General features: G+C 57.7%; 22 protein-coding genes. 13 read left to right on the top strand and 9 right to left on the bottom strand.

The window, feature by feature from the left end:
- From VGU61_RS07180 to VGU61_RS07145, 8 genes are all read left to right on the top strand, one after another.
- A partial coding sequence (locus VGU61_RS07180; protein WP_326858426.1) for a thiamine pyrophosphate-dependent enzyme occupies positions 1–1,285 on the top strand: 1,285 nt, incomplete at its 5' end.
- The gene (locus VGU61_RS07175; RefSeq protein ID WP_326858425.1) at positions 1,276–2,835 is read left to right on the top strand and encodes an indolepyruvate oxidoreductase subunit beta family protein; all 1,560 of its coding nucleotides are present in this window, start codon (positions 1,276–1,278) and stop codon (positions 2,833–2,835) included. The genes VGU61_RS07180 and VGU61_RS07175, both read left to right, overlap by 10 nt.
- A gap of 115 nt (positions 2,836–2,950) precedes the next feature.
- Positions 2,951–3,976 (top strand): TRAP transporter substrate-binding protein, encoded by a 1,026-nt coding sequence (locus tag VGU61_RS07170; protein WP_326858424.1) that lies wholly within the window; start codon positions 2,951–2,953, stop codon positions 3,974–3,976.
- Positions 3,977–3,982: 6 nt separating this feature from the next.
- Positions 3,983–4,483, top strand: a complete 501-nt coding sequence (locus VGU61_RS07165) for a TRAP transporter small permease (RefSeq protein WP_326858423.1) — start codon at positions 3,983–3,985, stop codon at positions 4,481–4,483.
- On the top strand, positions 4,473–5,774 hold the full coding sequence (locus VGU61_RS07160) for a TRAP transporter large permease (RefSeq protein ID WP_326858422.1): 1,302 nt from the start codon (positions 4,473–4,475) through the stop codon (positions 5,772–5,774). Before VGU61_RS07165 ends, VGU61_RS07160 begins: the two co-directional genes overlap by 11 nt.
- A gap of 424 nt (positions 5,775–6,198) precedes the next feature.
- Positions 6,199–7,389 carry an alpha-hydroxy acid oxidase gene (locus tag VGU61_RS07155; protein ID WP_326858421.1) on the top strand — a complete coding sequence of 397 codons (1,191 nt, stop codon included), beginning with the start codon at positions 6,199–6,201 and terminating at the stop codon, positions 7,387–7,389.
- A 133-nt stretch (positions 7,390–7,522) separates the two neighbouring features.
- On the top strand, positions 7,523–8,263 hold the full coding sequence (locus VGU61_RS07150; RefSeq protein ID WP_326858420.1) for a class II aldolase/adducin family protein: 741 nt from the start codon (positions 7,523–7,525) through the stop codon (positions 8,261–8,263).
- Between the two features lie 35 nt (positions 8,264–8,298).
- Positions 8,299–9,249, top strand: coding sequence for a D-2-hydroxyacid dehydrogenase (locus VGU61_RS07145; protein WP_326858419.1), 951 nt, complete (start codon positions 8,299–8,301; stop codon positions 9,247–9,249).
- A gap of 515 nt (positions 9,250–9,764) precedes the next feature.
- On the opposite strand, the gene VGU61_RS07140 is transcribed toward VGU61_RS07145, so the two are convergent.
- Positions 9,765–10,103 carry a hypothetical protein gene (locus VGU61_RS07140; protein ID WP_326858418.1) on the bottom strand — a complete coding sequence of 113 codons (339 nt, stop codon included), beginning with the start codon at positions 10,101–10,103 and terminating at the stop codon, positions 9,765–9,767.
- A gap of 15 nt (positions 10,104–10,118) precedes the next feature.
- Between VGU61_RS07140 and VGU61_RS07135 the strand changes: the two genes are divergently transcribed.
- Positions 10,119–12,590, top strand: a complete 2,472-nt coding sequence (locus tag VGU61_RS07135; RefSeq protein WP_326858417.1) for an ATP-binding protein — start codon at positions 10,119–10,121, stop codon at positions 12,588–12,590.
- Between the two features lie 200 nt (positions 12,591–12,790).
- Here VGU61_RS07135 and VGU61_RS07130 read toward each other — a convergent pair whose 3' ends face one another.
- Genes VGU61_RS07130 through VGU61_RS07110 form a run of 5 tightly spaced genes read right to left on the bottom strand, consistent with a single transcriptional unit; the run spans position 12,791 to position 16,887 of the window.
- Entirely contained in the window at positions 12,791–14,125 is a 1,335-nt protein-coding gene (locus VGU61_RS07130) for an ATP-binding protein (RefSeq protein WP_326858416.1), read from the bottom strand.
- Between the two features lie 28 nt (positions 14,126–14,153).
- Positions 14,154–15,239, bottom strand: a complete 1,086-nt coding sequence (locus VGU61_RS07125; protein WP_326858415.1) for an ATP-binding SpoIIE family protein phosphatase — start codon at positions 15,237–15,239, stop codon at positions 14,154–14,156.
- Positions 15,224–15,652 (bottom strand): ATP-binding protein, encoded by a 429-nt coding sequence (locus tag VGU61_RS07120; protein WP_326858414.1) that lies wholly within the window; start codon positions 15,650–15,652, stop codon positions 15,224–15,226. Before VGU61_RS07120 ends, VGU61_RS07125 begins: the two co-directional genes overlap by 16 nt.
- A gap of 11 nt (positions 15,653–15,663) precedes the next feature.
- Positions 15,664–16,014: an STAS domain-containing protein gene (locus VGU61_RS07115; protein WP_326858413.1), complete on the bottom strand. Its 351-nt coding sequence runs from the start codon at positions 16,012–16,014 to the stop codon at positions 15,664–15,666.
- 6 nt (positions 16,015–16,020) lie between these two features.
- Complete coding sequence (locus tag VGU61_RS07110) at positions 16,021–16,887, bottom strand: STAS domain-containing protein (protein ID WP_326858412.1); 867 nt, start codon at positions 16,885–16,887, stop codon at positions 16,021–16,023.
- 719 nt (positions 16,888–17,606) lie between these two features.
- Here VGU61_RS07110 and VGU61_RS07105 point away from each other — a divergent pair.
- On the top strand, positions 17,607–18,020 hold the full coding sequence (locus VGU61_RS07105; protein ID WP_326858411.1) for a hypothetical protein: 414 nt from the start codon (positions 17,607–17,609) through the stop codon (positions 18,018–18,020).
- Between the two features lie 468 nt (positions 18,021–18,488).
- On the opposite strand, the gene VGU61_RS07100 is transcribed toward VGU61_RS07105, so the two are convergent.
- Together VGU61_RS07100 and VGU61_RS07095 are read right to left on the bottom strand one after the other, a co-directional pair.
- The gene (locus VGU61_RS07100; protein WP_326858410.1) at positions 18,489–18,740 is read right to left on the bottom strand and encodes a hypothetical protein; all 252 of its coding nucleotides are present in this window, start codon (positions 18,738–18,740) and stop codon (positions 18,489–18,491) included.
- Positions 18,741–18,750: 10 nt separating this feature from the next.
- Complete coding sequence (locus tag VGU61_RS07095; protein WP_326858409.1) at positions 18,751–20,253, bottom strand: DUF4331 domain-containing protein; 1,503 nt, start codon at positions 20,251–20,253, stop codon at positions 18,751–18,753.
- 460 nt (positions 20,254–20,713) lie between these two features.
- Here VGU61_RS07095 and VGU61_RS07090 point away from each other — a divergent pair, with 460 nt between their 5' ends.
- On the top strand, positions 20,714–21,259 hold the full coding sequence (locus tag VGU61_RS07090; RefSeq protein ID WP_326858408.1) for a CHRD domain-containing protein: 546 nt from the start codon (positions 20,714–20,716) through the stop codon (positions 21,257–21,259).
- A 152-nt stretch (positions 21,260–21,411) separates the two neighbouring features.
- Here the strand turns inward: VGU61_RS07090 and VGU61_RS07085 are convergent, their stop codons facing one another.
- A complete protein-coding gene (locus tag VGU61_RS07085) occupies positions 21,412–21,750 on the bottom strand; it encodes a hypothetical protein (protein WP_326858407.1) in 339 nt (112 codons plus the stop codon).
- A 951-nt stretch (positions 21,751–22,701) separates the two neighbouring features.
- On the opposite strand from VGU61_RS07085, the gene VGU61_RS07080 reads away from it, so the two are divergent.
- Together VGU61_RS07080 and VGU61_RS07075 are read left to right on the top strand one after the other, a co-directional pair.
- Positions 22,702–25,062, top strand: a complete 2,361-nt coding sequence (locus VGU61_RS07080) for an ATP-binding protein (RefSeq protein WP_326858406.1) — start codon at positions 22,702–22,704, stop codon at positions 25,060–25,062.
- A gap of 468 nt (positions 25,063–25,530) precedes the next feature.
- Positions 25,531–25,837: response regulator (locus VGU61_RS07075; RefSeq protein ID WP_326858405.1), on the top strand; the 307-nt coding region annotated here is incomplete at its 3' end.

The following is a 25,837-nucleotide window of genomic DNA, read 5'->3' as shown; positions in this document are numbered from 1 at the left end:
CGAGATCCCGATCCATGTGCTCAACGTCGTCTACCCCCTGGTGCCGGACGAGATCGAGGCGTTCTGCAAGGATAAGAACGCGGTGCTGCTGGTGGAGGAGGGGCAGCCGAACTATATCGAGGACGCGATCCATGCCATCCTCCGGAAAGCCGGCGTCACGACCCGGCTGCACGGCAAGGACTTGTTGCCGCTGGCCGGCGAATATACCGGCGAGGTGTTGCTCACGGGCATAGGGAAGTTCATCCGCGAGGCCCGACCCGCGGGTATCGAAGCGGACAAGGCCGACAAGGCCACCCTGGCGGCGGAATCGCTGGTGCGCCTGAAAGAGAGCGGCGCGCAGGCACTCGGCGCGCCGGTACCCGCCCGTCCACCCGGCTTCTGCATTGGCTGCCCGGAACGGCCGGTGTTCGCCGCGCTCAAGCTGATGCAAAAAAACCTCGGGCCGGTGCATGTCAGCGCCGATATCGGCTGCCATACCTTCGGCACGCTGCCGCCCTTCAATATCGGCAGCACGGTGCTCGGCTACGGACTCGGCCTCGCCAGTTCCGCCGGCATCGGCCGCCTGATGCGCAACCGCGTCGTCAGCATCATGGGCGACGGCGGCTTCTGGCATAACGGGTTCACCAGCGGCATCGTCAATTCGGTGTACAACAAGCACGACTCGGTGCTGGTGATCATGAAAAACGGCTACACCTCCGCCACGGGCACGCAGGCGATCCCGTCGTCGCCCGCCGCCGGCCAGCCGCTATCGCTGGACATGGAAAAGGCGCTGCGCGGCATCGGCGTGACCTGGGTGAAGACGGTGCCGAGCTATCAGGTCGCGGACATGGTCGATACGCTGTCGAACGCGATGACGACCGAGGAAGCAGGATTGAAGGTCATCATCGCCGACGGCGAATGCCAGCTCGAAAAACAGCGCCGCATCAAGCCGCAGACCGCCGCCCGGCTGAAGCGCGGCGAGCGCGTGGTACGTACCCGTTTCGGCATCGACGACGATGTCTGTACCGGCGATCATTCCTGCATCCGCCTGTCGGGCTGCCCATCGCTCACGATCAAGCCGAATCCGGGCCCGCTACGCACCGATCCGGTGGCCACGATCAACCAGGGCTGCGTCGGTTGCGGCCTGTGTGGCGAAGTGTCGCATGCGGCGGTGCTGTGTCCGTCGTTCTACAAGGCCGACATCATCCAGAACCCGTCGAAGTGGGACATGCTGCTGCACGGCATGCGCCGCTTCGTCATCGACCGACTGGCCGGGTCCGCCCGCCACGCGAACGCATGGACCTGAACCATACTCGTCCCGTCACGATCCTGATCGCCGCGCTCGGCGGCGAGGGCGGCGGCGTGCTGGCCGACTGGCTGGTTGCCGCGGCCAGTGTGCATGATTTCCCGGTGCAGAGCACATCGATTCCCGGTGTCGCGCAGCGCACCGGCGCCACCACCTATTACATCGAAATCTTTCCGGTGCCCCGCAGCGAGCTGGACGGCCGCCATCCCGTCATGTCGTTGACGCCGATGCCCGGCGACGTGGATGTCGCCGCTGCGTCGGAATTGCTTGAAGCAGGGCGCCTGATCCAGAGTGGCTTCATCGATCCGTCTCGTACCGCGCTGATCGCGTCCTCGCATCGCGAGTATGCGGTGGTCGAGAAATCGTCCATGGGCGATGGCCGGTTCGACGGCGGCAAGGTGCTTGCGGCGGCGAAGCAATTCGCACGCACGCTGGTGCTGTCCGACCTGAAAGCCATAGCGCTGAAGCATGGCACGGTGATCAACACGGTGATGTTCGGCGCCATGGCCGGCGCCGGTGCGCTGCCGGTATCGAAGGCGGCATGCTTGGAAGCGATACGCCGGTCGGGCAAGGCGGTGGAAGCCAGCCTGCAAGGCTTCGAAGCTGGTTTTGACCTGGCAACATCGCCGGCCATGCCGCCCGAACCGGCACCGCACAAGCACAAGAATGCGCCGGCATCGGCGCGCCTGCATGTCTTTGCGGAAGAATTGCGCCCCATCGTCCAGACCGGCACCGAGCAGGTCTTCGATTACCAGGACGCGGCGTACGCCAACGCCTATCTGGACCGGGTCGAAGCCGTCTACCGCGACGAACGCGATGCCGGCGGCGGGCCGGCCCGTTACCCGGTGACGCGCGAAACCGCGCGCTACCTGGCATTGTGGATGAGCTATGAAGACGTGATCCGCGTAGCCGATCTCAAGACGCGCAAGGCGCGTTTCGCGCGGGTGCGCACCGAGGTTGGCGCGCGCGACGGGGAACCGCTGCGCCTGACCGAATACCTGAAGCCGGGTCTGGATGAAATGTGTTCCATACTGCCGACCAGCCTTGCAGACCGCGTGCACAGGCGCTATGCGTCACGTAAGGACAAAATGCATGCCGGCCTGCATGTGCGGACCGATACGGTAAGCGGCTTCCTGATGCTCTGCGCATTGCGTTCGCTGCGCAGGTGGCGGCCACGCACGTCGCGCTTCGCGGCCGAACAGAGGATGATCGCTCGCTGGCTCGATGCGGTGCGGCAAGCGCTGGTTCACTCGACCGGACTGGCGTATGAGCTTGCGCTATGCGGCAACCTGGTAAAAGGTTATGGTGAAACCAGCGAGCGGGGACACCGGAATTTGACTGCGATTCTGGCGGATGTCGAACGCAATGCGATGTCGGCGGACGCCGCAAGCAGGGTCAGGCGGGCAAGAGAAGCGGCGCTGGCGGATCCGGAAGGGCGTACGCTCGCGCAATCGCTGGGACTGCCGGCACCGGCGATGGTAGCCAAGCCAGTGCGGTTTGTGCGAAACAAGGCGGAATTTGATGTGCGGCCCAACACGCCGGCGAAATAGACGACTTGTTTTCTTCCCCTTTCACGGGGAAGGAGGCCCTTCCTTGATGAAATTGAGTCCGGGCACACGGACGGTCATTTTGACAAAGCAGCAAACCAATAAAAGGAGACACACCATGACCCATTCCAAGATCAGCACGCTGTCACTCGCCGTCACCCTCGCCGGCGCCGCCGCAACCGTCACCGCGCAGGACAAATCCGTCGAACTCCGTTTCGCCAACTGGCTGCCCGCCCAGCATGCACTTGCTTCCACCGGGTTCGAGCCGTGGGCGAAATCAGTGGAAGCAGCGTCAAAGGGCAGCATCAAGGTCACGCTCTATCCCGCCCAGCAACTTGGCAAGGCGGCTGACCACTATGACATGGCGCGCGACGGGATCGCCGACATGAGCTGGGTCAGCCCTGGTTACCAGGCTGGCCGGTTCCCGGTCTTCGCCGCCAGCGAACTACCGATGCAGGTCGCCATGCCAGGACCGGGTTCCGCCGCGCTTGATGCCTGGTACCGCAAGTACGCCGAGACGGAGATGAAGGATGTAAAGTTCTGCTTCGCCCACCTGCACGTCGGCACGTTGCACTCGAAGAAGCCGATAACCGACCCGGAGCAGATCAAGGGCATGAAGATCCGCCCAGCCAACGGCACCGTAGCCCAGACCGTCACCCAGCTCGGCGGCACCAACGTTCAGGTTTCCGCGCCGGAATCCCGCGATGCCCTTGAAAAGGGTGTAGCCGATGCCATCACCTTTCCATGGAATTCGATCATTTCCTTCAACATCGACAAGGCGGTGAAATACCACATGGATGCGCGCCTGTATGCCGCCAGCTTTGCCTGGTTGATGAACAAGCAGTGGTATGAAAAGCTGTCGGCGTCGCAAAAGAAAGTCATCGATGACCATTGCAGCAATGCATGGGCGGACAAGGTCGGGCATGCGTGGGGCAACCAGGAAGATTCAGGGCGGGAAAAGCTGGCGCAGACGTCCGGTCATACCATCGTCAAGCTGACGCCGCAGCAAATCGACTCGTGGAAGAAGGCGGTGCAGCCTGTGACCCAGCAATGGATGCAGAGCGCCGAGAAAGCGGGCGCCAAACCGAAAGATGTGCTGGAGGGCTTCCGCAAGGAGCTGGCATCGCGCAACGCGGCGTACTGATCCGCGATGAAGCGCCTCCTGTCGGCGACGGAAACGATCGCGGCCGTCTTCCTCCTGTTGATCGCATTGCTGACCTCCGGCAATGTGATCTTGCGTGATCTGTTCGGGCAGACCGTGCCCGACTGGTTCGACGGTTCCCGCCTGCTGCTGGGAATCGCCATGTTCTGGGGCATCTCGATCGCCACCTACCGCGCCGGGCATATCTGCGTCGACGCGGTATGGGAAATGATGAACACGACCAACCGCCGCCGCATCGATGTGCTTGCCAGCCTGCTTACCCTCGCATTCCTCGCACCGCTGGCGTGGATGATCTGGGTAAAGGTCGGCAATACCGGCACCCAGGCCACCTCCGATCTGCGCTTGCCGATGATATGGTTTTACGCGGTGGCCGCCGCCGGCGCGGTGGTGGCGGCGCTGCTGGCGGCATTGCGCGCTTTTGAAGTCGCGCGTGGCCATGATCCGCACGATGACCTTGACGACGTGGGAGAGGCCCGCCATGGATCGTGACCTCGTTGCGCTGGGCGGCTTCGTCCTGATGTTTGTGCTGATGGCACTGCGGGTGCCCATTGGGATTGCCATGGGCATCATCGGCGTACTCGGCTTCGGCGTGCTTGCCGGCATCACGCCCGCATTGAACCTGCTGTCGAATGTGCCGCTGTCGGTCCTGACCGACTACGATCTTGCAGTCATTCCGATGTTCATCCTGATGGGTGCGTTCGCATCCCATTCCGGCATGAGCCGCGAATTGTTCGCCGCCGGCCGTGCCTGGCTCGGACACCGGCGAGGCGGACTGGCGCTGGCGGCGATCGCAGCCTGCGGCGGCTTCGCGGCGATCAACGGCTCGTCGGTGGCGACAGCGGCCACGATGTCGCAGGTGGCGCTGCCCGAGATGCGCAAGGCCGGCTACGATCCGGGCTTCGCCGCCGGGCTGATCGCAGCCGGCGGAACGCTGGGCATCATGATCCCGCCCTCGGTCATCTTCGTGCTGTACGGCATCATGACCGACACCGACATCACCAAGCTGTTTGCCGCCGGCGTCATACCGGGCATCCTCGCGGTGCTCTTTTACACCGGCGTGGTGCAATTCATCGGCATGCGCAACCCGGCTCACATGCCGCTCGGCGAGCGCCATACCTGGCCTGAACGCTGGAAAAGCCTGCGTGACCTGTGGGCGGTGATGGTGCTGTTCCTGTTCGTGCTGGGCGGCATCTACATGGGTTGGTTCACGGTGAACGAAGGCGCCGGCATCGGCGCCACCGGCACGCTGCTGATCGGCATCCTGCGGGGACGGCTGCGCTGGCCAGAGATCCGTGCCGCATTGATCGATGCGCTGCGGGTATCATCGGCGATCATGCTGATCGTGGTCGGCGCCTTCCTGTTCGGCTACTTCCTTACCATCACGCAATTCACGCAGAAGGCAGTCGGCTTCCTGGTCGGATTGCCGGTCGGCGCCTACGGCGTGCTGGCGATCATCATGCTCGGCTACCTCGTGCTCGGCGCGGTGATGGACGAACTGGCGATGATCCTGCTGACCGTGCCCATCGTGTTCCCGGCCATGATGCAGCTCGGTTTCGACCCGGTATGGTTTGGCGTCATCATCGTGATGGCGGTGACCTTCGGCATGATCTGCCCGCCAGTGGGCATCAATGTCTTCGTGATCAATTCGATCGCACGGGATATCACGTTGGGACGGATATATCGGGGAACGATGCCGTTCATCGGCGTCGATGTGGCGCGGTTGATTATTTTGTGTGCGTTTCCGGGTATTTCGTTGTGGTTACCGAAGTTGATGCCGTAACGCGGTCTGTTATTTTGCAAGGCGGTCAGACTCTATCGGCGCCACCGCCGACGCCATCCCTATTTGAAGGGAGCGAAGCAGAAAATTCGGAGAACATGTCGTCTTGCCACTGAACGTATTGCGCTAGCAAACACATGTCTGCCGGTCGGGATGGGGCGCTCGCGCGAGGGGGAAGGGTCGATCGATCGCAGTCGATAGTCCGCCTTCACACCCCACCCTGAACGTCGAGTACGGGCCTGCAAGCCTGTACCGTTTCGCAGCAGGTGACACGTCGACTGAAACCCCGGCTGCACCCGCTGCCTGCGGAGGGCCCGTTACGGCGCGGCACGACAAACTTCGGAAAATGACATCGCCGGTGTTCGTCTTTTATCACGTGAGAACAATCGAACCAACGCATTAACGTCCATCTGAAAACCGCTTGCCCATGCTACTCAACATCGAAGACTACCGCCGCGAAGCCCGCCGCCGCCTGCCGCGCTTCGTATTCGAGTACATCGACGGCGCGGCCGAGGACGAACACTGCATGCGGCGCAACCGCGAGGCGCTCGACAGTCTTGCCTTGCTGCCGCGCTGCCTGCGCGACACCACGACGGTTGATCCGGCCATCGACGTATTCGGCCACACATGGAAGCGGCCTTTTGCAATCGCACCCACCGGCTTCAACGGTCTGCTGCGCCCGCAAGGCGACCTGCTGCTTGCGCGTGCGGCAGCAGTGGCGGGCATTCCCTTCGTTCTGTCGACCGCATCCAATACCCGTCTTGAAGAGGTCGCCGCCGCGGGCGGCATGCAGTGGCTGCAGCTTTACGTCATGGGCGAGCGCAGCATCGCCGAACAGCTCGTGCGCCGTGCACGCAACGCCGGCTATCAGGCGCTGGTGCTGACCGTCGATGTGCCGGTCAGCGGTTATCGCGAGCGCGATGTGCGCAATGGCTTTCGCCTGCCTTTTCGCCCCACGCTGCCGACCCTGCTCGACCTGTGCCTGCATCCCGCCTGGCTTGCGCGGCTTGCGCGCGCCGGCATGCCGCAATTCGCCAACCTCGCCGAATCGGAGGGGGCGGGCGGATCGCCGCAAGTGCAGGCGGCGCTTCTGGCGCGGGCGATGGATCGCAGCCTCGTATGGGAAAACATTGCCTGGCTGCGCCGGATGTGGGACGGGCCGATCCTCGTCAAGGGCCTGCTGCATCCGGACGATGCGCGCAAGGCGGCATTGCACGGCGTCGACGGCATCATCGTGTCAAACCACGGCGGACGCCAGCTCGATGCGGCGCCGGCCGCCATGGTTGCGTTGCCCCGCATGCTGGACGCGGCGGGCCAACAGCTGCCGGTCTTCGTCGACAGCGGTTTTCGTCGCGGGTCCGATGTGGTGAAGGCGCTCGCCTGCGGCGCGAAGGCGGTGTTCATCGGTCGGCCGCTGCTGTACGGCATGGCCGCGCGCGGCGAGAATGGCGCAAGCGATGTGTTGCGAATACTTGCCGAGGAACTCGACCGGACCCTGACTCTTCTCGGCGCAACAGGGATCGGCGAACTGGGCCCGCACAACCTGATGCTGCACGCGCCGACGCTTTCCGACCCGCTCCTGCAGACGCCGCCACGCGCCATGAGGGCCGCCTCATGAGTCATGATTCAACAGGCCACCGCGGCCTGCACTGCAATGCACTGCAATTACCGCGGCTTTTTCAACCAACATGAAGGTGAAGAAATTGGACAATCAAACACTTCAACCCCTCCTTGAAGAACGTCGCCGCACAATGCGCTCGCGCGTTTCCGCCGAAGAATGGGCGGCACGCGAGGACCTTGCCGCCTGCTACCGGCTGGCCGCGCATTACCGCATGACGGATATGATCTACAACCATATCTCGCTGCGTGTGCCCGGCCATGACGACCAGTTCCTGATCAACCATTTCGGCTTGCTGTATGAAGAAGTGAGCGCATCGAACCTGGTGAAGGTCGACTTCGACGGCAACCCGGTGGAAGATGACCCGCTCGATGTCAACCCGGCCGGCTTCGTCATTCATTCGGCGATTCACAAGGCGCGCCATGATCTGCATTGCGTGTTCCATACCCATACACGCGCCGGCGTCGCGGTATCGGCTCAGGAAGAAGGCTTGCTGGCAATTTCGCAGCATTCGATGCGCTTCTACAACCGGGTCAGCTACCACGGGTATGAAGGCATCGCCCTCGACCTCGACGAACGGGAGCGCCTGGTGAAGAACCTTGGCAAGAACAACGTGCTGATCCTGCGCAACCACGGCCTGCTGACAGCCGGTCCCACGGTGCGCTCGGCCTTCGAGGAAATGTATTACCTGGAAATGGCATGCCAGATCCAGCTCGATGCCACCAGTCGCAATGCACCGCTGGTGCATCCGCCTCAGGAAGTGTGCGAACACGCGGCCATCCAGTTCGCGAAGTCCAATGAATTCATCAAGGACCGCGACTGGCACGCATTGCGCCGGATGCTGGATCGCAGGGAGCCATCCTATCGTGAATGATCCCATACTGACTTCGTACTGCCGACGGGCCTGACATGAAGATGCTCATTTTCGATATCGACGCGCATTACCTGCGCGATGCACTGGCCGCCGAGTTCCCCGATGTGCGGATCGCATCTGCCACCACGCTTGCCGAAGCGCGGCCGCATTTCAGCGACGCCGACATTGTCTGCGCGCTGGCGCTGCCGCATTACTTTTCGGATGAGTGGCTGGCAGGTGCGCAACGCCTGAAATGGATACAGGCGCTCACCTCGGGTGCCGACGCGCTGCGAACGCTGACGACCCTTCCGCCGAACCTGTTGCTGACCAATGCACGCGGCGTCGCCGGCCCGCAAATGGCGGAAATGGCCTTCCTGCACATGCTCAGCCTGACGCGCAATTTCCGCAAGATGCTGAAGAACCAGGAAGCCGGCAAGTGGGAACGCTGGCCGCAACAGCCACTGCTGGGAAGCACGGTGACCATGATCGGCGTCGGCGCGATCGCGGAGGATATCGCGCGCCGCTGCAAGGCGTTCGACATGCGGGTCACGGGCGTTGCCTCTTCGTTACGCGATGTGCCGTGGTTTGATCTTATCTATACCCGTGATCAGATGACGCAGGCGGTGAGCGAAGCGGATTACGTCATCGTGCTGCTGCCGTATTCCGCCGACACCGACCGGATCGTCGATGCCCAGGTGCTGGGGGCGATGAAACGCAGCGCCTATTTCCTCAACCTAGCGCGGGGCGGCGTGGTGGATGAAGACGCGTTGTTGCGTGCATTGCGCGAAGGAACGATTGCCGGCGCGGGACTGGATGTCTTCACCGTTGAGCCGCTGCCGCGCAACCATCCGTTCTGGTCGATGGACAATGTCATCGTCACCGCGCATGTCGGCGGCATGAGCGTCAACTACAAGGATCAGGTGCTGCCGCTGATCCGAACCAACCTGCGGCACTTCATCGCCGAAGAATATGACCGGATGATTAACCGCGTCGCGTTGCCTGTCTGACAGGACCGGAGATCGTCCTGTCCCCTCGGTCGCTGGAGCCCGTTCACCCCGTCATTGATGGCGGGTCCGCCGGCCGGTGCGGACATGCTGACATCCTCACCGATTAGCGTGACGTTGATGAAGGGTGCCGTTGTCATACCCCTGGGTCGGCAACGCCGGATGCGCGCTGCATCCCGTCTGTACGGTGGAGGAAGCGGATTTCGACAGTGCGTCGACAGATGCGTCATACGCGCAATGGGTTTTGCGCTTTACGGTCCCAAGGTGATTCGACGACATGCCGGTTTTGGGCGCAGAAAGGGCTGGGCAATAGTGGCGACAGGACACTAATTCATCATGTTGAGATCAGAATGTACCGATAGCAGAAGGTCAGGCAGCCATTCCCGCTTTTAACGAGATTCGGGATAGCCTGGCGCGTTACGATGCAAGTATTCAATGCATTGATGTTGCTATCAACTTTCCTGAAGTCTTAATGCGGCGGACGTGTGTTCTGCAAGGATACTCATCACGCGGAGATCCTATGAGCCGGCCCGGCAAAGTTGTAATGCAAGTTCACACAACGCGTTGAGTATCGCGACCTTGCCTTCGGACGTTCGGTGAGCCAACCGGGCAAAGCCATCACGTTCCGCTTGCCTATTCGGAGCCCTTTCTGTGCGTGCGAGCAGATGAGGCGTCATCACAATTTTGTTGAGGCTTGTGGCTTCACTCTCCATTTTTTCCTCGTGCGTGCTTGCAGTGGATGATGACGTCGTATTGACATCTTGGCTGCCAGAATGTCCCGCCATATTACCAAATCGCAACTGCATACTTGTCATTTCTCCTGCCATTGAGCAGCGGGCAAGACAGTGGCCAGTCATGCGAAAATCCTTGGCATGAACGATTCATTGCAAAACTTTCCTTGGTTTAATGTCGACGGCGAAGTGCCCTCCCTCATGCGTCAGCTGGATTGGTCCGTGTGCGCAATCGGACCACCTGAGACTTGGTCGCAACAGCTCCATACGGTCGTGGGTCTGGTCCTGCAGTCCCGCTCCCCGGCGGCCATAATCTGGGGGCAGGGGCTGAGCACGTTGTATAACGATGCCTATGCAGCGCAGCTGGGGGACAAGCACCCTGCCATGCTGGGCAAAAGCTTCAGTGCGATGTGGTTCGAGATATGGCCCGAAATCGGGCCGATCATCGACGATGCAATGGCGGGCAAGACCTCATACTTCGAGGACATTCCCTACATGGTGGAGCCAGCCGGTATCCCTACGCAGCGCTGGTACACCTCGTCCTTTTCTCCTGTCATAGATTACAGCGGGGCCGTTGTCGGGATATACATCACGGCTGTCGAAACGACTCGCAGGATGCAGGCCGAACGCCGCTATGCGTTTCAATGCGAGCTGACAGAGCGTCTACGTCACCTGAACGCGTCCAACGACATTGCCGCTGCGGCGAGTGAGCTGCTTGGCAAGCATCTCGGCGTGGGCGGCGTGGTCTATGCCGAAGTCGATGAGTCGGGTGAGGTCCTCACCATGAAACCTGATTGGACCAGTGGCGAATCGCGATCAATGGCCGGAGCGGTATTGCGATTGGATGATTTTGGCCCACTCGTGGGCGAAGTGGTACGCGCGGGAAAGGATCTCGCAATCGCCGATGTGACGGCCGACGAACGCTCTGCCGCCCATGCGACCGCTTATGCCGAGCTGAACGTGCGGTCTTTCATGTCCATTCCGCTGATGAAAGAGGGTCGGCTGCGCGCCATCCTGAACTTGCATGATTCCCGACCGCATTACTGGACGGCGCATGGAATCGCCTTGGCGCAAGACATGGTGGACCGCACCTGGGCTGCCGTGGAGAATGCACGGACCCAAAGTGAACTGCGCCGCGAGCGGGATCAGAACCAGTACATCTTCGACAGCATGACTGAGGGCTTCGGCTTGGTCGATAGGGATTGGACCATCGTGTACATGAATGCAGCGGGGCTGCGTATCACACAGCGCGCAGCACACGAAGTCATTGGGAAAAATCATTGGCAGGTATGGCCTGAACTCATAGGCACCGCAGTTGGCGATCTCTTCGAGAAGGTCAAACAAACGCATACCCCTCAGATCGTCGAAGTGCCCTATACATTTCCTGATGGGAAAAACGGGTGGATTGAATCGCGCGCTTATCCTTCGCTTGACGGCGGCTTGGCTTTCTTCTTTCGGGATATCACCGAGCGCAAGGCTACACAGGAAAAGCTGCAGGAGGCCGACCGGCGCAAGGACGAGTTTCTGGCCATGCTGGCGCATGAACTCAGAAATCCCCTGGCACCCATCGGTGCGGCTGCCGAACTGCTGCAAATAATCAAGCTGGATGAAGAGCGCGTGCGCCAGACCAGCCAGATCATCGGCCGGCAGGTGAGCCACATGACGAGCCTTGTAGACGACCTGCTGGACGTCTCCCGCGTGACACGTGGCCTGGTCGAGCTCGACAATGCGCCGCTCGACATCCGGCGTGTCGTGGGCGATGCGGTGGAGCAGGTAACGCCACTGATCCAGTCCCGGCGGCATCACTTTGCGTTGCACCTGCCTCCGGACACCACCATTGTCAAGGGTGACAACAAGCGCCTGGTGCAGGTCATTGCCAACATCCTCAACAATGCCGTCAAGTACACGCCGGAGGGAGGTAATATCGTGCTGAAGGTTGACGTGCATGCGGCGCATGTTGTCATCGAAGTGGGAGATAACGGCATTGGCATGTCCCCAGAATTGGCGGCCCGCGCGTTTGATCTGTTTGCACAGGCCGAGCGCAGCTCCGATCGATCCTCGGGTGGACTCGGCCTGGGACTGGCACTGGTCAAGAGTCTGGTTGACCTCCATGGCGGCACGGTGGCGTGTGAAAGCGCCGGTTTGGGCAAGGGGAGCAAATTCACTGTGTGTCTGCCGCGCCTGGTTCACGAGCAAAGCGACACCCACCGGCAGAATGTCGACAGCTACATGCGCAAGGACACCCATTCCTTGCGCATCTTGGTAGTGGATGACAACGTCGATGCGGCAGCGATGCTGGCCATGCTGCTGGAAGCATCTGGGCATGAGGTGCTGGTCGAGCATGCGTCACGTAAGGCGCTGGAACGGGCCAGGGAAGAAAAGCCGCAGGTGTGCCTGCTCGACATCGGCTTACCTGAAATCGATGGCAACGAGCTGGCGCAACGCTTGCGTGCCCAACCGGAAACCGCCAAGTCGGTGCTCATCGCGGTGACCGGGTACGGTCAGGAGCAAGACCGAAAGCAAACGCTGGCTGCCGGTTTTGATCATCACCTCGTCAAGCCGGTCGACACCAAAAAACTGGCTTTCTTGCTGGCAGAAGTATGCAGGATGTGACTATTCGGGTTGGACGGGAAGGTACGAGAGACTGCGTCGGGCCAATTCTGTCGAAAAAGTCCGTCGACAGCTTTTCCATGCTCACGACCCCAAGCTTATTGGGCAGGTCGGTGAAACAATCCTGGAATCCTTTTACATCGAAACGTCGCTTGCCACCGCTGCGCACAATTGGGTTTCCATTCTCTGTTTCTCCCAAGTGCTCATTGAATTCGTGGAAGCTGGACCCGGAACCGACTACCTTTCCCGTTGCCTTCGCTGGCAGCGGAAACTGTTCCTCGATGAAGATCTACAATGCTTTTGACCAGCGAAAGCCCGAGGCCAAGTCCGCCGGTCCTTGCATCGGTCGAGACCTCCGCTTGTACATATAAATCGAATAGGCGCGGCATAAGTTCAGGATCTATCCCGACACCATTGTCCATTACCTCCACCACAATCCAATCCTCGTCCGCCGCAAGGTCGACGGTAATGCGTCCGCCAGCGGGCGTGTATCTTGCCGCGTTCGTCAACAGGTTGCTCACCACCTGGACAAGGCGTGTCATGTCGCCGGATACATGGCAGGCGACATCCGGTAACGACTGCAGAAGCGAATGTGATTTGGATTTGACCAGCGGACTGGTCTGCTCCAGCGATGCCAGCACTACGGCACGCATGTCCACTGGATCGTTCTTGATCGCCACCAGCCCTCGGGTGACGCGCGATACATCGAGCAGGTCTTCCACCAGCCTGCTCATATGGCCGACCTGACGGGAGATGGTCTTTCCCAGTTCGATCACCCGTGCCTGGGACACGGGGACGTTCTCCAGTACGTCGGCTGTCATCGCGGCGGCAGCAAGCGGAGTGCGCAGTTCATGGGCGAGAATCGCCAGGAACTCATCCTTGCGCACATCGGCGCGCTGCAGTTGTTCGGCTTTCACGGCAAGCTCGACGTTCAGTGCGACCATCTTCTCGTTCGTGGTCTGCAATTCCTGGGTCAGCTGCAGCAGTTTGTCCTGGTGCGCCTTCAGCGCCGCAAAGCCCTCAAGCAGATCCTTGTTCTGCTGTTGCATCTCGGACAAGGCCACATTCACCTGCAGAGTACCAATTTGCGAACCGATGTCGCCGATCATGGCCGGTGTCAGGTACGCGGCGCCAGCGGGCAACAGCTTTTTCAGGACAATCGTCGTGCCTTCATTCGGAACGGTCGTGATATCGCATTCGTCCATCATCCTGCGGGCACCGAGGATGCCCAGCCCCATGCCGGTTTCAGAGTGATACCGGCCAGCGAGGATCAGGGGAAGATGGGCGATACCCGGTCCCAGATCCTCGATCCGGATCATCAGGCTCTGTACGTCAGATTGCTGGGAAATGGAAAAGTCGATGCGTCCCGAATCCGCATAGTTGTAGATATTCCGCGCAAGTTCGGATACAACGGTCGAAATCCGGACCTGATCATGGCTTGTGAAGCCGCATAGCGCGGTAATCTGTCGCGAACGCTGGCGCGCTGCGAGCACGTCAAGTTCGGTCTTGACCGAGACAGAGAGAATCCGGCGCATCATGGGTTTGTTCTTCGGAGCGGTGCTTTCACTATGGAGCGATCATTCTGTCATCAGACTGGTGTTTCACGGACTGTCTCAGTGCTAAAACCGTTATGTCATCGCGAGCTCGTGCAAAGTCGCGATAAAGAACGGCGGCGATGAGGGCAGGGTGCCTTGCAGAAAGGCCGGGATAATTGGCAAGATTCCAGCGTGTGCCAAGCCCGTCCGAATGCATGATGAGCATCGATTCCTGCAGCCAGGAAAAAGTGAACTCCTGAACCTTTCGCAGGTTGCTGCCGACAATCCCGTTATGGGAAACCATATGCCTGCCTGCCTCACCCTCGAGTATGCGGGCCTCGATGTTACCGACGCCCGCGAAATGCAACTGTCCCGCCAGGGCGCTGATGCAGGCAACCGCGACCGCCGCGCCGCGTGTGCCGTTCAATGTGGCATGTGCGTCGCTGAGAATCTGTGCCGGCGGTGACTTGCCGGACCGGAGAATGGCATCGACGGCGCCGCGCGACGCCCGCGCGGCTTCCGGGCCATGCCCAAGTCCGTCTGCGACCATGACCGACAGGGAACCGGGTCCATGGTGAACGACTTGCCAGTCATCCCCGCATTCGTCTTCGCTCGCCAGTGGCAGGCATATGACGCCAATGTCCCATTCGTCCCGCTCGTCCCGCTCGTTCCGTTCCCGGTGCGCGCTGCCGGCCGCATTTCTCCAAAGCTGCATCCATACGATCGTACCGCGGCCGGGGCCGGTATAGATATCAAAGTCATCGGCCAGCCGGCGAATCGCACCCAGTCCGACGCCATATGTGCCGGCGGTCGAAATACCGTCACGCATGCTCGATGCCAGATTGGTGATGCCGGGGCCGGAATCCAGGGCGAGCACTTCTACGCCGTCGCGTGATTTTTCCGAGATCGCTCTGAGAATGACCTGGCCGCGGGTGGCATGTTTTACAATGTTGGTCGCGCTTTCGGTAATGAGCAGCGCCAGCCTGCCGGCCATCGTCTCGTCAAAACCGAGCCGTCGCGCCAGACTCACCCCCGCGCGCCGCGCAGCGGATACTTCGCCTATCTCGCCTATCGGAAATACGGCCTGTCGGCTTGAGATATTCAGAAAGCTTTCCACTTGACGATGCGAACCATGGTTCCCTTGCCGGGAGCGGTCTCAAGCTCGAATTCGTCGGTAAGCCGTTTCGCGCCGCTCAGACCAAGTCCCATGCCGCCGCCGGTTGTATAACCATCGGTCAGCGCCAGCCGGACATCGTCGATGCCAGGACCTTCGTCGTGAAAACTGATGCTGACTCCGCGCCGAGCGCCGTCGGACAATATCGCCAGCCGGGCTTCACCACCGCCGCCATAGCGCAATGTATTGCGCGCAAGTTCACTGGCTGCCGTGATCATCTTGGTCTGATCGAGCATGCCGAAGCCAGTTGCAATCAGATAGTCGCGGGCGGTTTTACGAAGCCGCACCACGTCTTCATCGGTCCGGAGCGGCATCGTGACGGCATCCGTGCCGGCGTGATGGCCTGTGATATGCATGGATGTCGGCGTCATGCGCTCTCTAACAAGCGCACGCCTTGCTCGACGTTGAGCGCCGTCTTGACGCCGGTCAGTGTCATGCCTAGTTCAACCAGCGTGATCGCGACAGCGGGCTGCATGCCCACAAGCACGGTGCGCGCATCAAGCACGCGCGCCATCGCCGCCGTATTGCTGATCATGCGGCCGATGAATGAGTCGACGATGTCCAGTGCCGAAATGTCGATCAGCACGCCCTGGGCACGGTCTTTCACGATGCGCTCGGTTAGATCGTCCTGCAGGGTCATGGCCAGCTGATCGTGCATGTCGACCTGGATCGTCACGAGCAGCAGCCTGCCCAACTTCAGGATGGGGATGCGATCCATGCTATCTCACTTTCCGTGATTGGCGTAGCTGATCGATGAGCCGGTACGCTGAAGGGCTACAACGAACGCATCGGCGAGCGTTGCCTTGGTAGTGACTTCCTCGAGGTTGACGCCCAGGTGCACAATGGTTTGGGCAATCTGCGGACGGATGCCGCTGATGATGCAGTCGGCACCCATCAGACGTGCCGCGGCGACTGTTTTGAGCAGATGCTGCGCTACCAGCGTGTCTACCGTCGGTACGCCGGTAATATCGATGATGGCGATCGAAGCGCCGGTATCGACAACTTTTTGCAGCAGGCTTTCCATCACCACCTGCGTACGGGCGCTGTCGAGCGTACCGATCAATGGCAATGCCAGGACATTCCGCCACAACTGGACCACCGGGGTCGACAGTTCAAGCAATTCCTGCTGCTGGCGCTGGATGACCTGCTCGCGCGTCTTCTGGTAGACCTCAATGGTGTACAGGCCAAGCTTATCGAACAGCGCACTGGTAGCCATCGTCTGTTCGGCCAGCGCCTGGCCGTCGGAACCCAACGCGGTACGCAAGTGCGAAAAAATGGGCTCCTTGAGGGAAAAGACGAAATTGGCCGTTTCGATGGAACTGAATCCCTGGCGTACGCGTGCCTGCGAGATTTCGGCCAGCAATTGCAGCGCTTCGCTCCAGTTTGGCGCGTCAATGTCCTGCGACTGTCCATTTTTAGTCGTCTTCGCCAGGAGCGGAAGAAAACGTGCGGCTTGTTCGCGGATCGCGCTTTCGGCGACTTTGTCGCGCCGTATCATGAGCGACAGCATGCCTGCAATCCAGCCCTCCAGCAATGAATCATGATGCTCGGTGAGAATCTGTGCCAGCTGGCCGGTGAGGTCGTTGTTCATATGGTTGCTCCTAAAGTCCATGCGATCCTGCAGGCCAGGAGGCAGGTGTAAGAAAAAGGGGGGGAAGAAGATGACCTGCCAAGGGAACCGCTGACTGGATTCCACGGATAGGGGCGTGAGGTGCAGCGCATTGTAACAGTGTAGGGACAGCGGACTGCTTTTTAAATTGCTGCTCCCTCGTGGGGCATCAATCATTGAAACGGATGAGGGCAACGTGAGGCCCGGCCATTTAGTATCAAAACAGATCTATTGCTTTGGACATGCCGCAATCGTCATTTGGACTCTCGTTCAATGTCGCCTTTGTATAGTGGATTCAACAGGTCAATGCAAGGAGTTGACGGAATCGCTCGCCGGCGTTTGGTAGCTTAAAGTTTTCCTGCGCAATAAGCCTTCTGCTGGAGCAGAGTTCAGGGTGTTGCATCGACCGGTTGAATCCAGGGTCGATAACGGTCAGTAGGAAAAGGCATCCATTGGCTACAAGAGACGGTTCGATACTGTACCTTCGGTCGCTCACTCGGCATATCTACACAGTGAGTTCCGTCTGCAAATTCACCCGGGTATCCAGCACGATCCCATTCGCACTTCCGTTAGATAGCGGACATAAAGATTTGCGATTTCGCAAACACGCATCTCGAAACCACGCAACCATGCCTTGCAGAATGACTCATACCACCCTTAGCCAACGGAATGCTGGCCGTTCTTCTTAATGGGTGAAGCTTATGAAGCAAACCATGTATTTCGATGCCGCACAGCGTGCAGTGGCGGCCGCAGCGATTGAAAGCAGGTTGACGGCCATCTCCTGCCGCTTGGGATTGAATCTCACGATGTTTGTCTGGAACCATGGTGAAGGCATGAACCATAAGAGCCCGCATTTGCTGGATATCACGGTTGGTGAACATGTCGTCCGGATGTACTTCACTGACCACGAACTGGCCTGTTACTGGGGCGAGCCGGTTGCAATGGGTACCGATGCCCGCCTGGAGGCACTGTGCAGCAGCCTGCAGCAACTCCTGCAAAGCCCTGACGAACCATGCCGTTCAACAAGCATTTCTCAAAGAGCCGAGAAGCTGAAGCCAACTGTCGGCCAATACGAGCGACGCCGGGCATCGCGTGGCAAGAAGCACTGCGGTTAGCGCATCAACGCGGTGATTGGCAGTGCCGGCGCGCAACCGATTCTTGCAGAAGCTTTACGTAGACGGTGGTTCATAGTGCGACAAAGATACTTCCGCTTTGCATTGAATGCCAAATTTGAGCTTGCAATATCCAGCACTAAAACATATAGAAATATGTGAGGAAGACTACGCCAACCATCACGAGAAGGATATTTGCGACTTTATCTTCCGGGTCCATCGCGCCACCTCATTCAATTTACAGGCTTATGTTCACAATCAACTGCGGTAGTTGCATGGTCGAAGTCAGCAAATAATTGAATTATTCATGAATGGTTATACGGTGAACAGGGACTCTGGTTTTCCCCTATTACAAAGTTTTTCAAGTTCAAACTGCTTGTCCTCTTCGCAGAGTGAAAGACATAAGAAAGCGAGGCTTGAATCGCCAGCTCAAGCCCCGCATTAATTGCTGTGGTAGTGCTACTTCAACTATCAGCTGATCGGTATCGGCTCAGTGTCCTCCGGTCTGGTAACCGTAATTGAGTCAATTGCATGGGGCCCGTCATGCTCTGTTGTGGCGCTGATGATTGGCTTCACCCTGTCGATAAAAGCGTCCGAGGACTGGCTACCCGCAGTGCCCATGTTGGTGTTGACCTTGACAGCCATATCTCCGGCACTTCCACCGCAGCCGGTGATCGCGAATGCCAGCACACAGGCGGCTGTCGCCAAAGAATGAGAACTCATGATGTTCTCCTTATTGATTGAATGAACCGGGGATCGGCGTATTGAAGTACGGGAACGTGTATTTGAAGTCATGCACGGTTTTGCGTACCCCATCGGTCAGGGGCAATCCGCCGGCTGGCGCATCCGACGGTTTGCAGCCGACCTTGAGCTTGTCTTCCGCGCCGGTCAGTACGCAAAGCGCACCCATGGCTACTCGCAACGACAGGTCCACGACGTCATCGGCCGGCCTGCGCCCGTTCGGGAATCCGGCATTGTCACCGCCCGCAACGCCGAGGGCGCTTTGCGCATCCGGCGCTGTCGGTGCAATGGCAGTATTCAGGCGGAGCATGTCCGAAGGTACGATATTCCTCGGCTGATTCAAACCCTCAATGCCTTTGAGAAAGACGGTCACGAGATCCGTTCTGGGAAGGTTCGTCGGTGCTTTTGCGCTTGGAAACAAAGTTTCCATCAAAGCGGGAAGTGTTGGATTGGTCACATAGTCGATGAACTGTGTATCGCCGGTCGGTCTTGATGCGTTAAACCGGTCCTTGTCATCCACGCCAATCACAACCTCGTTCACGAGCGGCATGCCGAGACGCGATACCTGTGCCCAGGGACCGCCTTCCTTCGTTGCGTTATTGATGCCCGATTCAGGAGTTGGATTAATAAGGCGACCCTGGCGCAAACTGGCAGTCGTATATGCACCGATGACTGGATCATCACCTTTTAGGCAGGCAATTGGCACTTCCATTGCGATGGAATTCACATTCTTGAATTCCAGATCGTTCTTGTTGCCATTGATCTCGGCACCCAGCGGATTGAGATTAATGAGATCGAATATCTTGCCAACAGCAATATAGAAAGGCTCCTTGCGCTGACCGACAAATATCTTGCCGTTGCCGCAGCCCGGAATGGCAACGTTATAAATGTGCTGGTTTGCATACGTCTCGTAGCCGGACGGTCCGCCAAAGGTTTTGTCGCCGATATTGGCGACCGGCTTGTCGAACTCTGTTCCACCGCCAGCAATGTTTGTCAGGGGCATTCGTTGGCCATTGCGGCGATCACCCCGCACCATATCGACCGTATATGTGTCGCGCCGGTTGAGCGTTGCGGGATTGACGCCGTTGATTGGCCCGGAATTGATAATAGGAATCGGCACATCCTTGTCGCCGATTTTCAGCGTAGTGCGCTTGGACGTGCTCTTGAAGCGAAGCTGGAACGTGATGTCTTCCCTAGAATCGCCGTTGTTATCGATATGGATTTCATACAGTCCGTTTTCATCGAATGGATAGAAGTTTGGACCTCCTTGCGGATCCTGGAATGGCACGTAATTGGCCATGATCGTGACATAGTCTTGCCGGCCAGTTTCGTAGCTGCGGAACATGTAAAGGTCGGTGCCATCGGCTTTTGGAACGCCTGCGATGAAGGGCCCTTCTCGATGACTCGATGCATTGGCGGTTGTTGTGAAGGCGCTGGCTAACGCGCCCGCTATCAGCGTAGCGTGTAGTGCATATCTGGATATCGGGGTCCGCATTTTTGTCTCCTGTGGGGAAGCGGACTCCGATATGGAGCCGCTTCTGTAAGAGAGAACAAATGCCTATCCAAATTCAGCAACCGCTTCCTCAAAGTTTAAGCAATGTCAAAAATTGGTGCTGATTGTTTAGGACAAAATTCAACACTGGAAAGACCGCCTTATATCTTCAAACGGTCAGCTTGTTTCTTTATGCCTTTTAAGTCCTGTTTGTATCGATAATCTGTCTGCGACGGATCAATTAGCACGCCACTTTTTACAAAGCCATCCATTTTTTACATAACGAATTTTCAAACCTGAACTAGACAAATATCGGCGGCTGGTGCTGTGCTACTTAAATTTATGGCACCGCTTTTGCATTAAGTTCTTGCCCAATTTTTGTCCATGGATCGGGTGATTCAATGTGGCAATCATTGCTGCGTGCGTGGACCCGATACTTGACTCAACTCACAAGGAAAACATGATGAAATCGATTCGTGGATTTGCAGCGGTAAGCCTGCTGTCAATGGCAGCCTGGAGCCCCTATGCTGTGGCGGGCCATCTCAATGTGGTATTGGAAGCCGAGCTTGACGGGCGGGAGGAAGTACCCGCCGACAATAGCAGAACGATTGTCGGCGACCCGGATGCGCGCGGTAAGGCGTACGTCTTCGGCATTGATGATGATCCGAAGACACTATGCTATGCGCTGGTCGACATCAAGAAACTGGCAGAGCTGGATCAGGCTCCCGGTAATGGTCGTGCAGCGCATATTCACGAAGCGCCTCGTAATGCCAACGGTCCGATTGTCGCCAATCTTGCATGGCCGCAGGATGGTCAAGCTGGTGACTGTTTAACCGAAGGGGAACCAAACAAGTTTCCCACAGGAGAGCATGGCATCGTTCAGCGCATCTTGAAGAACCCGCAGAATTTCTACGTCAACATTCACAACTCTGAATTCCCTGCTGGTGCGATACGCGGACAGCTCGACGATATTCAAAAGCACTACCACGAGCACAAGCATCAAAAATAGGAACACCGCCGACTGACTCCGCAGGCACAGGTTGCTATCGTGCCCGCGGATTCGGCACATTCTTGCTGTGGACCGCTACCGCCCGGCGCATCGATAGCTCGGGATCGTTGAACAAACGCGGCATCAGTCGACTAATGATGGTCGTTGACAGATCAGGCAGCGCTACCCGGATCTTCCGGGTCAATCCCCAGTGCCTTCATTTGGATCTCCTCGGGAGGGAGTACGACAGAATGCAGGCTCCTCCTGGAATCAGGATCACGGTTTTCAACTGGCCAGTGGTTTGCATGCAAGTCCTTGATGATGTGCGTGAATTCCAAAACATCATTTGCGCCAATTATCCGATAGATCTTCCCGTCTTCATTCTGCACGCCAATCCGAATCAGGTTATCGCTGTCATCAATCTCTGACTCCGACTCGGACACGTTGATTACTTGTAACAAGTCTTTATCAAACAACGGCGTTCTTTCGCCTTTGATCAGCATGGTTTTCATTGTTCACCTCGTCCAAACGAGCTTGTTGAAACGAAAATTGGACTTCAGTATGACAAACAAATTCGTATCAATGCAGGAAATGGGAGTGCGCACGCATAGCTGCACCAATGAATAAGAATGCCGGAGCCTATGTCATCTACTTTGCAGAGCTATTTGATGGGAGCTGCCAATTGGCTTTCTGGTCTGATTGCGTCCTTGAATAATTGCCTTGTCGCATTGTTCGCATCGTTCTTCTATCGTTGTGGTGGAACCAGGCCGGTTCGTTCCGCAAATCATCAATGACACGTTCAAGCAGGGTGGGCATTTCGTAAAAAGGACATCGAACATCGACATGGCATTGCGATTGATTGATAAGGTATTTGTCGATGTGTTGATTGTTTCCATGCACCGGGATTTTTCAAGCGCCAGTACGCTCAGGCCTACAAAGGCCATAAATCCGATTGTGTGAATTACTGGAACTAGTCCTGAATTTTGCCAGGCGCCAAGGGGTGCAATAGAAGCAGTCGATGCACTTCTGCCGAAGCCATTTTCGTTTCTGCAGCTTGAGGAGTCGCTGAAAGCAGTTGCTCAGAGCCTATAGGTAGGCTGAAAAACGCGAAGTCAACGCACGCATCAATCAAAATTTGGCTATGACGCGGCGCTCTCTCGTTAATTGAGCCAGATATGAAAAGCGGGGTGCCAGATTGCACCAATTTCCTGCTCGCCTGACGACAGAGAAACAGTTCCATGTCGGCATGCATGGTGATCGACGCGACCGAGTATTTCAAACGTCTCGCGCGCAGCAAGTATGCAGTATGTGCAAGCAAATTAATCGCACGTTACTCTGATTTAGTGCGTAAGATGGAGTGAAAGTCTTCAAAACTGTTCGTCAACAGTAATCAGTACATTCTATTTGCAACGGGTCATAGCCATCCGGCACTTCCTTGACCCCACATTTGTACTGATATCGCAATGCGTCTGTCCTCCTTCATCTCCCAAAACAAAGAGTCTATCCTCAGTCAATGGGAAGATTTTGCCCGAACCATTGAACCGCCTGCCCTGACCATGGATGCGGAAGCGCTGCGTAACCATGCGTCGTATATGCTGGACGTCATCATCGATGACCTGCAAATGCCTCAGACACCGCTCCAGCAGTCAGAAAAATCGATGGGGCGGGGACCTCAAAGCTCACAAGAAACCTATGCCGAGACGCACGCCAGTGCACGGCTGGAGTCCGGTTATACGATTACCCAACTGGTGTCGGAGTATCGCGCACTTCGTGCCAGCGTATTGAAGCTGTGGGCTACCAATGCGAAGGCTGGACTAGTGACAGACCCTGACGACGTGACCCGCTTCAACGAAGCCATCGATCAGGCGCTTTCCGAGTCGGTCGGCCGGTTTTCGGATATGACACTGGAGCGAGCGGGGACCGAGCGGCATCGCCTCAATGCAGTCTTGCATGCCGCGCCTGTCGGGATCACGCTGGCGGATCACGGTGGCAGATTCATTTTGACTAACCCGGAGAACAGCCGCATCTGGGGTGACTATCCCGTGACCGAAACCACTGACGCACAACGTCATTGGAAAGGATGGTGGGCAGACGGCTCGGACAAACATGGCCAGCCAGTCCAGCCCCATGAGTGGGCCCAGGTGCGTGCCTTGGCGGGCGAGGAATCGCCACGCGATATCATCGAAATCGAACCGTTCGGATCGCCTGGCGTGCGGCGTACGATTCTGTTTCATGGGACGCCGGTACGCGACGCGATCAGCAAGGTCATCGGTTCGGTCGTCGCCCAGATGGATATCACGGGACTCGTCAAGGCGGAGGCTGCATTGCGCGAAAGCGAAACGAAATTTCGTACGATCACCAATGCCATGCCGCAGATGGTGTGGTCTACGTTGCCGGATGGGTTTCATGATTATTATAACCAGCAATGGTACGACTTCATCGGCGAGCCGAACGGTTCTACCAATGGGAGCGGCTGGAATGACGTGTTTCATCCTGAAGATCAGTTAAGGGCACGGGAAGAATGGCAGCATTGCCTGGCAACGGGGGAAGCGTATGAGATCCAGTATCGGCTGCGCCACCATTCCGGAGAATACCGTTGGACGCTCGGCAGAGCGTTGCCGATTCATGACGACAATGGAAAGATCATTCGATGGATGGGCACCTGCACCGATATCCATGCCCAGAAAGTCGCCGAGGAAAAGCTCAAGGATGCGGACGCTCGGAAGGACGAATTCCTTGCGATGCTTGCCCATGAGCTGCGTAATCCGCTCGCACCCATTAGTACAGCCGCCAGGATACTGAATACCGCCAGGGTCGATGAAACCATGGTCAGACGCACGAGTGAAATCATTTCCCGCCAGGTAAAGCATATGACGAGTCTGGTGGACGACTTGTTGGACGTATCGCGTGTTACCCGTGGGTTAATTGATCTGGAAAAGATGCCGGTAGACGTTCATCGTATCGTCGCCGAAGCGGTGGAGCAGGTGAACCCGTTGATCCAGTTTCGCCGGCATCACCTGATGCTGCATGTGCCTCCGGAGACAGCAATGGTCATGGGGGATAACAAGCGGCTAGTCCAGGTTCTGGCCAATATCCTGGCCAATGCCGCCAAATATACCCATGATGGCGGCAACATTCTATTGAAAACGCAGGTGGAAGCGGATTCCATCAGCCTCAGTGTCGAGGATGATGGAATCGGCATGGCATCTGATCTTCTGGAACGTGTATTCGATCTGTTTTCGCAAGCAGAGAGGACATCGGATCGCTCCTCGGGTGGGCTCGGGTTGGGACTTGCACTGGTCAAGAGTCTGGTCGAGCTCCATGGCGGAACCGTATCCTGCGCAAGTAAGGGGCCTGGGCTCGGCAGTCAGTTCAAGGTATGTCTGCCAAGACTGATGACACCGAATCAGAGAGTAGAGCGGCGCAGTCAGGGACGCGAAGCCTTCACTGCGAACGCGCCATTGAAGATTTTAATCGTCGACGATAACGTCGACGCTGCGCAGATGTTATCGATGTATTTGACGGCGTCCGGGCACAACGTGTTGATAGAACACCGGTCACTACGTGCACTCGAAACCGCGCGAATCGAAATGCCGGACGTCTACCTTCTTGATATCGGCATTCCGGAAATGGATGGCAACGAGCTGGCGCAACACCTTCGCGCTCATCCCAAGACAGCCAAAGCCATTCTTATTGCTGTGACGGGGTATGGACAGGAACATGATCGCCAAAATTCTTTTGCGTCCGGGTTTGACCACCATATGGTTAAGCCGGTCGATATGGCAAAGCTTTCTGCAGTGCTTGCTATGGTTGGCAGTGATTAAATAAGCGTCAGATCAGGGTATCGTCGGCTTTTCTGACTATCCGCTTCGGGTCGATGGCAGCCGGTCGGGAAGGACAGCCATCGGCTAGAAGCGGACAGTCGCATCGAAGCGGATGTTCGTAGCTATTAGGATTGATAATCTTGCCTGGTCCCTTATGGATAACTCGATTTGGTCCGGAATTTAAGTCCCGCCAAAAAAAGTAGGTACTTCCGCATATTTCCTGTATGGTACAAAGAGTAGGCCGCACTTCTTCATCAGGCAGCGGTATTCTCGGTCTCTTCCCGTCTTGCTCATTCTCAGAGCCATTCCGTTTGACTCCCTTCAGTTATAACTCCCTTATTCGGGAGGATTTTGGACATCCTGTTCGCTATCCTTTAAACAAAACGCAGGCATTTCGCCAGGCAAAGCAGAGCTTGCTTTGCTCTAAAGTATTTCGCCCATTCAAACTGGCGAATTTAAGGAGCAGTGATGATCTTGATAGTGGATGACGACCCAAACATGGCTGAGAATTGTTCGATGTTGTTGGAAACCCATGGCTATACTGTGCGCGTTGCATTCAGCGGCGAAGAGGCTCTGTCGCAAATAAGGGTTCATCAGCCGCGACTTCTGATTTCCGATTGCTGCATGCCCGATTTTAGTGGTTTGGAACTGAGCGAGCGTTTGAACTCCGGGCCAAATGGTTCTCTATTTCCGATTCTCCTGATGAGTGGTTCGCTGCAATGCAGAGTCGCACCAGGCAAGAGCTACGATGCATTCATCAAGAAACCTTTTCTTG

This window comes from Noviherbaspirillum sp., from assembly GCF_035944575.1.
In the GTDB taxonomy this organism is placed as follows: Bacteria; Pseudomonadota; Gammaproteobacteria; order Burkholderiales; family Burkholderiaceae_D; genus Noviherbaspirillum.
The sequence above is the reverse complement of the archived record's forward strand: the minus strand, read 5'-3'. Positions and strand labels throughout refer to the sequence as shown.

Bases quoted from the DNA above. Each gene is read 5' to 3' on its own strand.
- VGU61_RS07160 (WP_326858422.1), top strand. From the start codon at position 4,473: ATGGATCGTGACCTCGTTGCGCTGGGCGGCTTCGTCCTGATGTTTGTG.
- VGU61_RS07090 (WP_326858408.1), top strand. From the start codon at position 20,714: ATGAAATCGATTCGTGGATTTGCAGCGGTAAGCCTGCTGTCAATGGCA.
- VGU61_RS07115 (WP_326858413.1), bottom strand. From the start codon at position 16,014: ATGGATCGCATCCCCATCCTGAAGTTGGGCAGGCTGCTGCTCGTGACG.
- VGU61_RS07110 (WP_326858412.1), bottom strand. From the start codon at position 16,887: ATGAACAACGACCTCACCGGCCAGCTGGCACAGATTCTCACCGAGCAT.
- VGU61_RS07085 (WP_326858407.1), bottom strand. From the start codon at position 21,750: ATGAAAACCATGCTGATCAAAGGCGAAAGAACGCCGTTGTTTGATAAA.
- VGU61_RS07120 (WP_326858414.1), bottom strand. From the start codon at position 15,652: ATGCATATCACAGGCCATCACGCCGGCACGGATGCCGTCACGATGCCG.
- VGU61_RS07145 (WP_326858419.1), top strand. From the start codon at position 8,299: ATGAAGATGCTCATTTTCGATATCGACGCGCATTACCTGCGCGATGCA.
- VGU61_RS07095 (WP_326858409.1), bottom strand. From the start codon at position 20,253: ATGCGGACCCCGATATCCAGATATGCACTACACGCTACGCTGATAGCG.
- VGU61_RS07155 (WP_326858421.1), top strand. From the start codon at position 6,199: ATGCTACTCAACATCGAAGACTACCGCCGCGAAGCCCGCCGCCGCCTG.
- VGU61_RS07165 (WP_326858423.1), top strand. From the start codon at position 3,983: ATGAAGCGCCTCCTGTCGGCGACGGAAACGATCGCGGCCGTCTTCCTC.
- VGU61_RS07080 (WP_326858406.1), top strand. From the start codon at position 22,702: ATGCGTCTGTCCTCCTTCATCTCCCAAAACAAAGAGTCTATCCTCAGT.
- VGU61_RS07135 (WP_326858417.1), top strand. From the start codon at position 10,119: ATGAACGATTCATTGCAAAACTTTCCTTGGTTTAATGTCGACGGCGAA.
- VGU61_RS07100 (WP_326858410.1), bottom strand. From the start codon at position 18,740: ATGAGTTCTCATTCTTTGGCGACAGCCGCCTGTGTGCTGGCATTCGCG.
- VGU61_RS07140 (WP_326858418.1), bottom strand. From the start codon at position 10,103: ATGACTGGCCACTGTCTTGCCCGCTGCTCAATGGCAGGAGAAATGACA.
- VGU61_RS07105 (WP_326858411.1), top strand. From the start codon at position 17,607: ATGAAGCAAACCATGTATTTCGATGCCGCACAGCGTGCAGTGGCGGCC.
- VGU61_RS07170 (WP_326858424.1), top strand. From the start codon at position 2,951: ATGACCCATTCCAAGATCAGCACGCTGTCACTCGCCGTCACCCTCGCC.
- VGU61_RS07150 (WP_326858420.1), top strand. From the start codon at position 7,523: ATGCGCTCGCGCGTTTCCGCCGAAGAATGGGCGGCACGCGAGGACCTT.
- VGU61_RS07175 (WP_326858425.1), top strand. From the start codon at position 1,276: ATGGACCTGAACCATACTCGTCCCGTCACGATCCTGATCGCCGCGCTC.
- VGU61_RS07130 (WP_326858416.1), bottom strand. From the start codon at position 14,125: ATGATGCGCCGGATTCTCTCTGTCTCGGTCAAGACCGAACTTGACGTG.